Origin of the sequence: Streptomyces sp. TLI_171, from assembly GCF_003610255.1 — a bacterium.
GTDB lineage: Bacteria > Actinomycetota > Actinomycetes > Streptomycetales > Streptomycetaceae > Kitasatospora.
Genome location: NZ_RAPS01000001.1, coordinates 2,220,698 through 2,233,910, shown reverse-complemented (window position 1 = coordinate 2,233,910; position 13,213 = coordinate 2,220,698). Strand labels below are relative to the sequence as shown.

The 13,213-nt window shown below is 73.6% G+C and carries 13 protein-coding genes and 1 pseudogene; 5 read left to right on the top strand and 9 right to left on the bottom strand.

The features are described from left to right. Positions 1 to 98: 98 nt before the first annotated feature. Complete coding sequence (locus BX266_RS10155; RefSeq protein WP_099898627.1) at positions 99 to 602, top strand: GNAT family N-acetyltransferase; 504 nt, start codon at positions 99 to 101, stop codon at positions 600 to 602. A gap of 86 nt (positions 603 to 688) precedes the next feature. Continuing rightward, the gene (locus BX266_RS10150) at positions 689 to 1,570 is read left to right on the top strand and encodes a DUF2510 domain-containing protein (protein WP_099898625.1); all 882 of its coding nucleotides are present in this window, start codon (positions 689 to 691) and stop codon (positions 1,568 to 1,570) included. A gap of 58 nt (positions 1,571 to 1,628) precedes the next feature. On the opposite strand, the gene BX266_RS10145 is transcribed toward BX266_RS10150, so the two are convergent. The 7 genes and pseudogenes from BX266_RS10145 to cobU form a co-directional block, all read right to left on the bottom strand. Next, complete coding sequence (locus tag BX266_RS10145) at positions 1,629 to 2,144, bottom strand: DUF4240 domain-containing protein (protein ID WP_099898623.1); 516 nt, start codon at positions 2,142 to 2,144, stop codon at positions 1,629 to 1,631. Between the two features lie 121 nt (positions 2,145 to 2,265). Beyond that, a complete protein-coding gene (gene sucB / locus BX266_RS10140) occupies positions 2,266 to 4,029 on the bottom strand; it encodes a 2-oxoglutarate dehydrogenase, E2 component, dihydrolipoamide succinyltransferase (RefSeq protein ID WP_099898621.1) in 1,764 nt (587 codons plus the stop codon). A 58-nt stretch (positions 4,030 to 4,087) separates the two neighbouring features. Further along, positions 4,088 to 5,476, bottom strand: coding sequence for a dihydrolipoyl dehydrogenase (gene lpdA / locus BX266_RS10135; protein ID WP_099898620.1), 1,389 nt, complete (start codon positions 5,474 to 5,476; stop codon positions 4,088 to 4,090). A 383-nt stretch (positions 5,477 to 5,859) separates the two neighbouring features. After that, a complete protein-coding gene (locus BX266_RS10130; protein ID WP_099898618.1) occupies positions 5,860 to 7,356 on the bottom strand; it encodes a leucyl aminopeptidase in 1,497 nt (498 codons plus the stop codon). A 225-nt stretch (positions 7,357 to 7,581) separates the two neighbouring features. Continuing rightward, positions 7,582 to 8,346, bottom strand: coding sequence for an adenosylcobinamide-GDP ribazoletransferase (locus BX266_RS10125; protein ID WP_099898616.1), 765 nt, complete (start codon positions 8,344 to 8,346; stop codon positions 7,582 to 7,584). Between the two features lie 4 nt (positions 8,347 to 8,350). Then, positions 8,351 to 9,469, bottom strand: a complete 1,119-nt coding sequence (locus BX266_RS10120; protein WP_099898614.1) for a nicotinate-nucleotide--dimethylbenzimidazole phosphoribosyltransferase — start codon at positions 9,467 to 9,469, stop codon at positions 8,351 to 8,353. An 11-nt stretch (positions 9,470 to 9,480) separates the two neighbouring features. Further along, positions 9,481 to 10,038: pseudogene (cobU, locus tag BX266_RS10115) on the bottom strand (bifunctional adenosylcobinamide kinase/adenosylcobinamide-phosphate guanylyltransferase); the annotation flags it as partial. Between the two features lie 94 nt (positions 10,039 to 10,132). Here cobU and BX266_RS10110 point away from each other — a divergent pair. Continuing rightward, positions 10,133 to 10,333, top strand: a complete 201-nt coding sequence (locus BX266_RS10110; RefSeq protein WP_099898610.1) for a hypothetical protein — start codon at positions 10,133 to 10,135, stop codon at positions 10,331 to 10,333. Between the two features lie 16 nt (positions 10,334 to 10,349). Here BX266_RS10110 and BX266_RS10105 read toward each other — a convergent pair whose 3' ends face one another. Both BX266_RS10105 and BX266_RS10100 read right to left on the bottom strand, forming a co-directional pair. Continuing rightward, positions 10,350 to 11,042, bottom strand: a complete 693-nt coding sequence (locus BX266_RS10105) for a bifunctional 2-polyprenyl-6-hydroxyphenol methylase/3-demethylubiquinol 3-O-methyltransferase UbiG (protein WP_180290436.1) — start codon at positions 11,040 to 11,042, stop codon at positions 10,350 to 10,352. A gap of 209 nt (positions 11,043 to 11,251) precedes the next feature. Then, positions 11,252 to 11,851, bottom strand: a complete 600-nt coding sequence (locus BX266_RS10100; RefSeq protein ID WP_180290435.1) for a DUF3043 domain-containing protein — start codon at positions 11,849 to 11,851, stop codon at positions 11,252 to 11,254. A 204-nt stretch (positions 11,852 to 12,055) separates the two neighbouring features. On the opposite strand from BX266_RS10100, the gene BX266_RS10095 reads away from it, so the two are divergent. Next, positions 12,056 to 12,847, top strand: coding sequence for a PspA/IM30 family protein (locus BX266_RS10095; protein WP_099898604.1), 792 nt, complete (start codon positions 12,056 to 12,058; stop codon positions 12,845 to 12,847). Between the two features lie 24 nt (positions 12,848 to 12,871). Further along, on the top strand, positions 12,872 to 13,165 hold the full coding sequence (locus tag BX266_RS10090) for a PspA-associated protein PspAA (RefSeq protein ID WP_099898602.1): 294 nt from the start codon (positions 12,872 to 12,874) through the stop codon (positions 13,163 to 13,165). The last annotated feature ends 48 nt before the right edge of the window (positions 13,166 to 13,213 follow it).

The following is a 13,213-nucleotide window of genomic DNA, read 5'->3' as shown; positions in this document are numbered from 1 at the left end:
TTGCCCCGCCCTCCCGGCGACACACATCCAACCCGGCCCACCCTCGGCCCGCGGCCGGACCGCCCCGCGCTGCCGGTGGGTCCGGGGGTGCGCCTAGCATGGCCGGCATGCCGTCCATCGATCTGATCATCCGTCCGGCGACGGCGTGGGACGAGCGGGCGATCCGCGCGGTCGACCACGCCGTCTGGTCGCCGCTCAGCGAGGTCTCCCCGCGGGGGGCGGCCGAGGCGCCGTTGTTCGACCGGAAGCACCGGCCGGAGCAGTACCTGGTGGCCGAGCTGGGCGGCCGGGTGGTCGGGTACGTCCGGCAGGTGCAGGAGATCCCGCTGGAGTCGAACGCGCACGTGCGACAGCTCCAGGGGCTGGGCGTGCTGCCGGAGGCCCGCGGCCGGGGCATCGGCGACGCCCTGCTGCTCGCCGCCTGCGAGGCCGCCCGCGCGGCGGGGGCCCGGCGGCTGACCCTGCGGGTGCTCGGCCACAACGCCCCGGCCCGCCGCCTGTACGAGCGCAACGGCTTCCAGGTGTTCGGGGTACTGCCGGAGCACTTCCTGCTGGACGGCCGGTACGTCGACGACGTCTGGATGGGCTGCGAACTCTCCTGACCGTTCGTCAACACACCAGCGGGGTGCCCGATTCGTGACCGGCCCCCGGCTCCCGGCGGCACCCCGGGGACGGTACGGTAGCCGCCGTGAGCACCCCGACGCCGCCCGGCTGGTACCCCGTCCCCGGCACCGGGCAGGAACGCTGGTGGGACGGCACCGGCTGGACCGACTCCCACCGCCCCGCGGGGCGGCTCAACGACGCGGTCACCCAGTCCTGGGACAGTTCGGGGCTGCAGCAGCCGGCGCCGGCCCCGGCCCCGCCGAAGGCCCCGGGCAGCGGCCGTGGCCTGGTGATCGGAGCCACCGCCGCCGTCGCGGTGGTGGTGATCGGCGCGGTCGCCACCGCGGTGTGGGCGCTGCAGCCGTCCTCCGGGAAGAAGCCCGACCCGGTGCCCACGCTGACCGTCGGGGTCTCCACCCCGGCCCCGAGCCCGAGCCGGATCTCGCCGAGCCCGAGCCGGAGTCCGTCCCCGTCCAAGGGCGACAGCGTGGTCCTGGCCGACAAGGCGCACGGCTGGGGCGTCCCGATGCCCGACGGCTGGACGGCGGAGTCGGCCACCGAGAAGTCCTCGGTGATCGAGATCTTCGGCCAGTACGCCTGCAGCCAGTCCGAGAGCCTGTGCGTGCGCGGCCAGTTCGCCGTGGTCAACGACCCGGTGGACGCGGCCGACGCGCAGACCGCCGCCGAGCAGGAGATGGCCGCCTTCGCGCCGAGCATCTTCGGCGAGCTGAAGTCGCACCGCGAGGAGGCGGCCGGCACCCTGACCATCGCGGGCAGCCAGGGGTGGGCGATCCGCTGGTACGTCGAACCGAAGGACGGCGCGTCCGGCTACGTCGTGGTCGCGGCCGCCCCGGCGAGCGACGGCAGCGGCTACGTGATCCTGCACGGCGGCGTCGACGACGACCCGAAGGCCCCGGATCCGTCGGTCCTGGACGACATCGTGCAGGGCGTCACCAAGAGCTCCTGACCGACCACCCGCACGGCCGCCACCCGGAAGGCGGCGGCCGGCCGGAGCCGACGGGCCGTCAGTCCCCGTACAGCTCCCACAGCCGGGGGTAACGGACGGCCATCGCCGCGCCGTCCTCGAAGTCGAACGAGAGGCCCTGCGCGACCGGCGGCTGACGCACCCCCAGGTCCGGCAGCGGCAGTCCGGTGAGCCGCTCGTACGCCTCGTCGGCGGCGTAGCCGAGCTCCTCGGCGTCGCCGTCCTCCTCGTCGTCGAAGTCCGGGGCCAGCTCGGCCAGCGCGTCCGGGTCGTGCACCGCGCCCTCGAAGACGTCCCGGCCCTGGCCGATCAGCCAGCAGCGGAAGTAGTCGAAGCTGTCCTCGGAGGCCCCGCCGAGCAGCAGGTGCGCGGCGCCCCACAGCTCCACCGTGTAGGCCCGCTGGAACCGCGCCTCGAACTGCCGGGCGAAGTCCAGCACCTCGTCCGGGGTGAGCCGCAGCAGGCGCTCGACCAGCGCCTCCGCCTGTTCGTCCGGGTCGCCCTCGGCCGCGTCCCGGGCGTCGTCGATCAGCTGCCAGAATGCCGTCTCGTCCATCACCGCTCCAGCATCCACAATCGCCGCCGCCGCCGCACCCGATCGCACCGCGCGTCGCGGCCCCGGACACGCGGGAGCCCCGCACCGTCGCAGACGGTGCGGGGCTCCCGGTGACGGTGCGTCAGAGGCCGAGCTCGACCTCGAACTCGCCGGCCTCCAGGATCTCCTTGACCGCGACCAGGTAGCGGGCGGCGTCCGCGCCGTCCACCAGGCGGTGGTCGTAGGAGAGCGACAGGTAGGTCATGTCGCGGATGCCGATGGCGGTGCCGCCGTCGGCCTCGATGACCACCGGGCGCTTCACGGTCGCGCCGATGCCCAGGATCGCGACCTGGTTCGGCGGGACGATGACGGTGTCGAACAGCGCACCGCGCGAACCGGTGTTGGAGATGGTGAAGGTCGCGCCGGACAGCTCGTCCGGGGTGATCTTGCTGTCGCGGACCTTCGAGGCCAGCTCCGCGGTCTTCTTCGAGATGCCGGCGATGTTCAGGTCGCCCGCGCCCTTGATGACCGGGGTCATCAGGCCCTTCTCGGAGTCCACCGCGATACCGATGTTCTCGGTGTCGAAGTAGCTGACGGTGCCCTCGGCCTCGTTGATCCGGGCGTTGATGACCGCGTGGGCCTTCAGCGCCTGGGCGGCGGCCTTCACGAAGAACGGCATCGGGGACAGCTTCACGCCCTCGCGGGCCAGGAAGGAGTCCTTCGCCTTCGCGCGCAGCGACATGATCTTGGTGACGTCCACCTCGACCACGCTGGTCAGCTGTGCCTGCTCGTGCAGGGCCTTCAGCATGTTGTCGCCGATGACCTTGCGCATGCGGGTCATCTTGACGGTCTGACCGCGCAGCGCGGACGGCGCGGCAGCGGCCTTCGCCGGGGCGGCGGCCGGGGCCGCGGCCGGAGCCGGGGCGGCCTTCGCGGCCTCGGCGGCGGCGATGACGTCCTGCTTGCGGATGCGGCCGCCGACGCCGGTGCCGGCGACGGAGGACAGCGCGACACCGTGCTCGGCGGCGAGCTTGCGCACCAGCGGGGTGACGTAGGCGTCACCGGCGTCCGCGGCCGGAGCGGCAGCGGCCGGAGCGGCGGCGACCGGCGCCGGAGCGGCCGGGGCGGCAGCCGGGGCCGGAGCGGCCGGAGCCGGGGCAGCGGGGGCCGGAGCCGGAGCGGCAGCCACCGGAGCCGGGGCCGGAGCGGCCGGAGCCGGAGCGGCGGGGGCGGCCGGGGCGGCAGCCGGAGCCGGGGCGGCGGCCGGGGCCGGGGCGGCCGGAGCCGAGCCCGCGGCGCCGATCAGCGCCAGCTGGGCGCCGACCTCGGCGGTCTCGTCCTCGCCGACCAGGATCTTCACCAGGGTGCCCGCCACGGGGGAGGGGATCTCGGTGTCGACCTTGTCGGTGGAGACCTCGAGCAGCGGCTCGTCGACCTCGACGGTGTCGCCCTCGGCCTTCAGCCAGCGGGTGACGGTGCCCTCGGTGACCGACTCGCCCAGGGCGGGCAGCAGCACCGGGGAGGCGTCGCCGGTCGGCGCGGCGGCGGCCGGAGCCGGAGCCTCGGCGGCCGGGGCGGGCGCGGCGGCGGGGGCCTCCGCGGCCGGCGCCGGAGCGGCGGCCGGAGCAGCCTCGGCGGCGGGCGCCGGGGCGGCGGCGGGGGCGCCGGAACCGTCGTCGATGATCGCCAGCTCGGCGCCGACCTCGACGGTCTCGTCCTCGCCGACCTTGATCGAGGCCAGGACGCCGGAGGCCGGCGCCGGGATCTCGGTGTCGACCTTGTCGGTGGAGACCTCGAGCAGCGGCTCGTCGATCTCCACGCGCTCACCCTCGGCCTTCAGCCAGCGGGTGACGGTGCCTTCGGTCACGCTCTCGCCCAGCGCGGGCAGTGTTACTGAGACCGCCATGGTTCCAGCGACTCCTATCAAGTCTTGCGTACAGGAATGAACGGGGACGGGGGCGCGATCAGTCGTGCGCGTGCAGCGGCTTGCCGGCCAGCGCGAGGTGGGCCTCGCCGAGGGCCTCGGACTGGCTCGGGTGCGCGTGGATCAGCTGCGCGACCTCGGCGGGCAGGGCCTCCCAGTTGTAGATCAACTGAGCCTCGCCGACCTGCTCGCCCATGCGGGCGCCGACCATGTGGACACCCACGACGGCGCCGTCCTTGACCTGGACGAGCTTGATCTCGCCGGCGGTCTTGAGGATCTTGCTCTTGCCGTTGCCGGCCAGGTTGTACTTGAGGGTGACGACCTTCTCCTTGCCGTACTGCTCGACGGCCTTGGCCTCGGTCAGGCCCACCGAGGCGACCTCGGGGTTGGAGTAGGTCACCCGCGGGATGCCGTCGTAGTCGATCGGCACGACCTTCAGGCCGGCGATCCGCTCGGCCACCAGGATGCCCTCGGCGAAGCCGACGTGGGCCAGCTGCAGGGTCGGGACCAGGTCGCCGACGGCGGAGATGGTCGGCACGTTGGTGCGCAGGTACTCGTCGACCAGGACGTAGCCGCGGTCCATCGCGACGCCCTGCTCCTCGTAGCCCAGGCCGGCCGAGACCGGGCCGCGGCCGATGGCGACGAGCAGCACGTCGGCCTCGATGGACTTGCCGTTCTCGGTGGAGACCCGGACGCCGTCGGCGGTGTACTCCACGCCGGAGAAGCGGGACTTCAGCTCGAACTTGATGCCGCGCTTGCGGAAGGCGCGCTCCAGCAGCTTGGAGGAGTTCTCGTCCTCCAGCGGGACCAGGTGCGGCAGGCCCTCGACGATGGTGACGTCGACGCCGAAGGACTTCCAGACCGAGGCGAACTCGCAGCCGATGACGCCGCCGCCGAGGATGATCGCCGACTTCGGGATGTAGTCGAGCTTCAGCGCGTGGTCGGAGGAGATGATCCGGTCGCCGTCGATGTCCAGGCCCGGGATGGAGCGCGGGACGGAGCCGGTGGCGAGGACGATGTGGCGGCCCTCGATGCGCTGGCCGTTGACGTCCACCGAGGTCTGCGAGGACAGTCGGCCCTCACCCTGGATGAAGGTGACCTTGCGGGAGGCGACCAGGCCCTGCAGGCCCTTGTACAGGCCGGCGACGACGTCGTCCTTGTACTTGTGGACGCCCTTGATGTCGATGCCCTGGAAGGTGGCGAGGACGCCGAACTCGGCGGCTTCCCGGGTCTCGTCCGCGACCTCGGCGGCGTGCAGCAGCGCCTTGGTCGGGATGCAGCCGCGGTGCAGGCAGGTGCCGCCCAGCTCGCCCTTCTCGATCAGCGCGACGCTCAGACCGAGCTGGGCGCCACGGAGCGCCGCGGCGTAACCGCCGCTTCCGCCTCCGAGAATGACTACGTCGAAAACGGTGCTGGCGTCGTTCGCCACGTCACGTCCTCCATGCAAAAGGTGCGGATCGCCGGGCCGGTCGCGGTCCGGTGGGTGAGTGCCCTCGTAAGGCGCCCAGTCGTGCCGGAAATACATCTTTGCACTTGTTGGCGGCAGGTGGCGTCGGCGGGTGCCCCGAGGAGCATCCGCAGCGGCCCGCGCGACGGCGGTATGACCCGTTCTCGGAGGTATCGTCGCAGCTCACGGCCGGGAAATCGGCAAGCGGAGGTACTCCGTCCGGGGGTCTTCACCGGCCCTGTTCCGCTCTGCGGAATTAAGTTTCGCCGGAGGCGAACACATCGTCGTATTGGCGTACCGGGCTACCGGCTGGTAATGCGTGTGGGGCCCGGCACCGTTGGTGCCGGGCCCCACACGTCAGCGGATCACTTGCCCGCGGCGGTGTCCTCCGCGAAGCGGACCAGGGTGCGCACCGCGCTCGCGGTGCCGCCCTTCGGGGTGTAGCCGGACGGGCCGCCCTCGTTGAACGCCGGGCCGGCGATGTCCAGGTGCGCCCAGTCGATGCCCTCGGCCACGAACTCCTTCAGGAACAGGCCGGCCACCAGGCCGCCGCCCATCCGCTCGCCCATGTTCGCCAGGTCCGCGACGGTCGACTCGACCATGCCCTTGCGCAGGTCGGCCGGCAGCGGCATCGGCCAGGACTGCTCGCCCACCGCGCCCGCGGTCTCGTGCAGCCGGGTGCGCAGCGCGTCGTTGTTGGCCATCACGCCGAAGGTGCGGTTGCCGAGCGCCAGCACCATCGCGCCGGTCAGCGTCGCGACGTCCACGATCACGTCCGGCTTCTCCTCGCCGGCCCGGACGATCGCGTCGGCCAGCACCAGCCGGCCCTCGGCGTCGGTGTTCAGCACCTCGACGGTCTTGCCGCCGTACATCCGCAGCACGTCGCCCGGACGGGTCGCCGAGCCGGACGGCATGTTCTCCGCCAGCGCCAGCCACGCCGTCACGTTGACCTGCAGGCCCAGGCGCTTGGCGGCGACCACGGCGGCGAACACCGCGGCGGCGCCCGCCATGTCGCACTTCATGGTCTCGTTGTGGCCGGCCGGCTTGAGCGAGATGCCGCCCGAGTCGTAGGTGATGCCCTTGCCGACGAACGCCAGCGAGGCCTTCGCCTTCGGGTGGGTGTAGGCCACCTTCACCAGCCGCGGCGGGTTGGCCGAGCCGACGCCCACGCCGAGGATGCCGCCGAAGCCGCCCTTCAGCAGAGCCTTCTCGTCCAGCACCTCGACCTTCAGGCCGTGCTCCTTGCCGGCCGCCTGCGCGATCGCCGCGAAGGACTTCGGGTTCAGGTCGTTCGGCGCGGTGTTGACCAGGTCACGGGCCCGGTTCATCTCCTCGCCGATCGCCGCGGCGCGCTCCACGGCGGCCTTGGCGTCCTTCGAGGCCTTCCGGTCGGTCACCAGGACCAGCTCGGCGACCGGCGCCTTCGCCACCTCGCCCTTGTAGCTGCCGAACGCGTACGAGCCGAGCAGCGCGCCCAGCGCGACCGCCTCGACCGCCTCGGCGGAGACCGCCGGCAGCGCCAGCGCGACCTTCTTCGACCCGGCCAGGGTGCGGGCGGCGACACCGGCCGCCTTTCGCAGCTCCTCGGCGCCGAACGCGCCGTCGGCGGCCTCGCCCAGGCCCACGGCCAGCACCAGCGGCGCCTTCAGCCCGGCCGGCGCGGGAAGCTTGACCGCCTCACCCTCGGCGCCGGTGGCGCCCAGGGTGGTGAGGACCTCGGCCAGCTTGCCATCGAACGCCTCGACGACCGCCTCGGCACCGGACGCCACGACCAGGCCCTTGGGCCCCTTCGCCACGCCGATCACCAGGGCATCCGCACGCAGGCTCACGGCGGAGGAGGTGCTCACAGACAGTGCAGTCACGACAAATGCGTCCTGTTCTTTCGCGGTCCACAGCCGGTGACGGCGCCATTGCCGACCCGGCAAAACCCAGGCAGACTCCGCGGCGAAACGGGGCACAGGGCCAGGGTGCTCACCGCATGGTAGTCCGCATATTGGGATCCCGCCGCCCCGCCTGCCCCCGTGCACGAACCGCCGCGACCCGTGACGGTGCGTGAGTTCGCGTACGGGCCGGAACCTGACGGGCAGTCACACCAGTGCCACGGCCGCCAGCGCCGCGGTCGCCGACGTCTCCACCAGCGCTCCCAGCACGTCCCCGGTCACGCCGCCGAACCGCCGCACGCAGCGCCGCAGCAGGCCGGCCGCCACGGCGACCCCGATCAGCACCGCCACCCCGTACTGCCACCGGACCGCCGCCGCGGCGACGGCCACCACCGCCGTCACCGCCACCGCCGCCCCCGGAGGCACGGTCGCCGCCACCATCGCCCCCAGCCCGCCGGGCCGGGCGGCCGGCACCGAGCGCAGGCACCCCCAGGCGAGGGCCGTCCGCCCCGCCACCGCCGCGACGCCGGCGGCCAGCGCGCCGCGCCCCGGCGAGAGGGCGAACTGGCCGGCCAGGGCCGCGATCTGAGCGAGCATCAGCAGCACCAGCGTCAGCACGCCGAACGGCCCGATGTCCGACTGCTTCATGATCCGCAGGGCGTCCTCGGCCGGCTTCCCGCTGCCCAGCCCGTCCGCGACGTCCGCCACCCCGTCCAGGTGCAGCCCCCGGGTCAGCGCCGCCCCGACGGCCACCGCGGCGACCGCCCCGAGCAGTGCCCCGCCGCGCCAGGCGACCAGCGCGCCCACGCCGCCGGCGAGGGCGCCCACGACCACCCCGACCACCGGCGCCAGCAGCATCGCGGCCCCGCCGGCCGACCGGTCCCACCGGTGCACGCGGACCCGAAGGACCGTCAGCGTCCCGAACGCGAACCGCAGTCCGTCGGTCCGGGCCCTCTCGTTCCCGCTGCCCACCTGCTCAGTAACGGCCCAACAGCTCCGAGGCCGTCGGCAGCTTGGCCGGGGCCCGCGGGGGAAGGGGCTTCGCGCTGGGGACGGCGACCGGCTCCGCGAGGGTGTCGGTGGCGGCCTGCAGCAGGGGCAGGGCGAGGACCGCCGAGACGCCCTCGCCCATGGTGACGCCCGCCTCGTGCAGCGGCGTCAGGGTGAGCCGGTCGTAGGCCTTGGCCTGGGCGGGTTCGCCGGTGAGGGCGGCGGCCCGCCACCACTCGGGGGCGCGGAAGGCGATCCGCTGGGCGACCAGCGCGCACGCGGCGGAGACCACGCCGTCCAGCACCACCGGCAGCTTGCGGACGGCGGCCTGCAGCAGGAACCCGGTGATCGCGGCGAAGTCGGCGCCGCCGGTCGCGGCGAGCAGCGCCAACTGGTCGCCGAGCACCGGCCGGGCCCGGCGCAGCGCGTCGCGGACGGTGGCGCACTTGACCATCCAGACCCGGTCGTCGACGCCGGAGCCGCGGCCGGTGACGGCGGCGGCGTCGGTGCCGCACAGCGCGCCGATCAGCACGGCGGCGACCGTGGTGGAGCCCACCCCGAGGTCGCCGAGCAGCACCAGGTCGGTGCCGGCGTCGGCCTCCTCGTCGGCGACCGCCATCCCGGCCCGGAAGGCCAGGGCGGCCTCCTCGGCGCCGAGCGCGTCCTCGACGTCGATCCGGCCGGAGCCGCGCCGCACCCGGTGGCGGACGACCTCCTCGGGGAACTCGGCGGGGTCGGCGTCCACCGCGATGTCGACCACCCGGACGTCCGCGCCGTAGCGGCGGGCCAGCACGGCGACCGGGGCGGTGCCGTCGAGGACCGCGCGGACCCGGTCGGCGGTGCCGCCGCGGGCGTCCAGCGTGGAGACGCCGAGCGACGCGACGCCGTGGTCGGCGGCGAACAGCAGGACGCGGGTGCTGGTCAGCGGACGGACCGGCGTCTCGCCCTGCGCGGACGCCAGCCAGGCCCCCAGCTCCTGGAGCCGGCCCAGGCCGCCGGGCGGCATGGCCAACTGCTGCCAGCGCTCCTCGGCGCCGCGCCGCGCACCCTCGTCAGGCCGTTCGACGAGCGAGGAGAAAGTGTCGAGATCCACGGTGGTGTCCATCGCTCGGCAATCTACACGGCCGCCGCTTTGATGGTCAGCACCTGTCCGGCGACCACCAGCAGCACCTGCTCGGAGGCGTCTGCGACCGCCATGTTGAGCCGCCCGAGGGTGTCCCGGAAGCGCCGTCCGGCGGCGGTCGCGGGCACCACGCCCATGCCGACCTCGTTGGATACCGCGACCACCTCCCGGGCGGTGCCCGCCCAGGCCGCGGCCAGCGCGGCGCAGCGCGCCTCCACCGCCTCCCGGGCGCCGCCCGGCCACGCCCGGTCGTCCCAGGCGTCGTGCTCGTCCATGACGGCGGTGAGCCAGAGCGCCAGGCAGTCGATCAGCACCGGCGCCGGGTCGGCCCGGTCGGTCAGCACCGCCTCCAGCTCGCAGGTCTCGGCGGTGCGCCAGCCGGCCGGGCGGCGGGCCCGGTGCAGGCCGACGCGGTGGGCCCAGTCGGCGTCGCCGTCCCGGGTGCCGGAGGTGGCCACGTAGAGGACGTCGGCGCGGTCGGCGAGCAGCCGCTCGGCGTGGGTGGACTTGCCGGAGCGGGCGCCGCCGAGGAGCAGGGTGCGGGGGAGTGCCATGCGATCATCCTGCCGGACGGCGCATTGCCCGCTCGCCGGGTGGGCACGCTACCGTCACGACCCAGTGGCACGACTCACGGAGGAGCCCGGCATGGTGTGGACCTGGCGGTACGAGAAGAGCGACGGCACCGTGGTGACCCCGGAGGGCGGCGCCGAGGAGTTCTCCAGCCAGGGCGACGCCGAGTCCTGGATCGGCGAGGAGTGGAAGACCCTGCTGGAGGACGGCGTGGACCGCGTGGTGCTGGTCGAGGACGGCCGGGACATCTACCCGATGAGCCTGCACGAGGGCTGACGGCCCGTCGGTTGCGCTACTTCGCCGCGACCACGTGCAGCAGCGCGGCGACCTGCCGGTACGGGTCCTGCTTGCCGGCCCGCTCCTCGGCGTCCAGCAGCTGCCCGAGCTGCCGGCCGTCCACCGGGGCGGCCTCGTCGGGCATGGTGTCGGTGAACACCCGCACCCCGTACCAGTGGCGCACGGGGACGGCGAACTCGGCGAGCGTGCCGGAGAGTTCGGCGAGCCGGTCGGCGCGGGCGGGCAGGCCGAGCCGGTTGGTGTAGCGGGTGCTGTCGAAGGCCTCCTGGCAGGCCCGCCAGTCGCCGGTCAGGCCGGCCCGCATGGCCAGCGCGTCGCCGTTGCGGACCAGCAGCGAGAGCAGCCCGCCGGGCGCCAGGATGCGGGCGACCGAGGCCAGCATCGGGTCCGGGTCGGGCAGGTACATCAGGGTTCCGTGGCAGAGCACCAGGTCGAAGCTGCGCGGGCCGAACCAGCGGCCCACCTGGTGCCCGTCGCCGGTGAGCAGCTGGACCCGCTCGCGGACCTCGGGCGGCTCGGCGGCCAGCGCCTGCTGGGCGGTGCCGAGCAGCACCGGGTCGGGGTCGATCGCGGTGACGAAGTGCCCGGCCCGCGCCAGCCGCAGCGCCTGGGTGCCCTCGGCGCAGCCGACGTCCAGCACCCGCAGGGCGGTGCCCCGGGTGAGCTGCTCGGCCAGCTGACGGGTCACCAGCTCCTGGCGGACCAGGTTGTGCAGGCCGCCCTGCCGCTCCAGCCACTCGCCGGCCCCGCTGTGGTACGGCCCGCCGCGCGCGGGCAGCCGCCCGTGCCGGCCCGTCGACGGCCCGTAGCCGTACTGGGCGGGGATGCCCGGCGTGCCGAAGGCCCCGACCGGCTGCTGCGCCGGCGGGGCCCAGTACGGCGGAACGGCTTCCGCGGTCAGGGCCGCTCGCCCCGCTTGACCATCGGCTTGGGCAGCCGCAGGCGGCGCATCTGCAGGGTGCGCATCAGGCCGTACATCACGGCGCCGCGGGTGTCCTGGTTCGGGAAGCGCTCGGCGAGGCCCTTGCGCAGCACGAAGCCGATCCGGACGAAGTCCAGGATGACCACCACGAAGAAGACCATGAACAGCAGCGTGGAGAGCAGCTGCAGGGTGTTGATCTTCGTGATGCTGAGCACCAGCACCACGACGGCGTACGGCAGGAAGAACTCGGCCGCGGCCCAGCGGGAGTCGATGAAGTCGCGGACGTAGCGCCGCACCGGGCCCTTGTCGCGCGGCGGCAGGGCCCGCTCGTCACCGTTCAGCAGTGCGGTGCGCTGCTTCTCCCGCTCGGTGCGGACCCGCTCGCGGGCCTGCTTCGCGGCCTCCTTGCGGTCCTTGGGAACGGTGACCCGGGTCTTCCGGTTGGCCTCGGCCTCACTGCGCTTCGGCGTGGGCCGGCCCTTCGGGGCCTGCGGGTCGCGGGACTGCGGCGCGTCCTCCTCGGTCATGGTGACGGTGGAGGAGGCGGCGGATTCATCAGAGCGGCGTCGGAACACCCCTCCAGCGTACGGGTTGACCGGCGGCATTCCGTCGTGACCTCGGACCCAAACCGATATCGATCGCGAGGACGATGCCGAACGGCCCCCCGCTGTAGCAGGCTTGTTGCAGGTCGGTGCACTGCGCCGGAGACCCCGTCGCGCATACACTCGACCTGTCACGAGACGCAAACCCAGGCCCGAAGAAGGGGGCTATCGAGGCCCATGAGCGACGGAATCATGAAGCGTATGGGGCTGATCTTCCGCTCCAAGGCGAACAAGGCCTTGGACCGGGCGGAGGACCCGCGCGAAACGCTCGACTACTCCTACCAGAAGCAGCTGGAACTGCTGCAGAAGGTGCGCAGGGGCGTCGCCGACGTGGCCACCTCCCGCAAGCGCCTGGAACTCCAGCTCACCCAGCTCCAGCAGCAGTCCTCCAAGTACGAGGACCAGGGCCGCAAGGCGCTGTCCCTCGGCCGCGAGGACCTCGCCCGCGAGGCGCTCAGCCGCAAGGCCAACCTGCAGTCCCAGATCACCGACCTGGAGACGCAGTACCAGGCCCTGCAGGGCGAGGAGGAGAAGCTCACGCTCGCCTCCCAGCGCCTCCAGGCCAAGGTGGACGCCTTCCGCACCAAGAAGGAGACCATCAAGGCCACCTACACCGCGGCCCAGGCGCAGACCCGGATCGCCGAGTCCTTCTCCGGCATCTCCGAGGAGATGGGCGACGTCGGCCTGGCCATCCAGCGAGCGGAGGACAAGACCGCCCAGATGCAGGCCCGGGCGGGCGCGATCGACGAGCTGCTGGCCTCCGGCGCGCTCGACGACGCCAGCGGCCTCGGCCGCAAGGACGACATCGAGGCCGAGCTGGAGCGGGTGGCCGGCGGCAGCGACGTCGAGCTGGAGCTGGCCCGGATGAAGGCCGAGCTGACCGGCGGCGCCCCCGCCTCCCAGCCGCAGGCGATCGAGCAGGGGAAGCAGCAGGACACCCCTCCGCCGACCATCAACTACAACAAGTAGCCCGAGCAGGGGAGACGCACCAGCATGATCATGCGGGTCTTGGGTGAGGGGCAGTTCGAGGTCGCCGAGGGCGACCTGAACCGGCTGAACCAGCTGGACGACGAGCTGCTCCAGGCCGTCGAGTCGGGCGACGAGGCGGCCTTCAAGGCGGCGCTCGGCACCCTGCTGGCGGCCGTCCGCGAGGTCGGTACGCCGCTGCCGCCGGAGTCGCTGGAGCCGTCGGACCTGATCCTGCCGGACGCCGAGGCGTCCCTGGACCAGGTGCGCGAGCTGCTGCGGGACGAGGGCGACGGCCTGATCCCGGGCCTCCCGGAGTAGTTCGGGCGCGGTACGTGACGAAGGGCGGGCACCCCGGTGGGGTGCCCG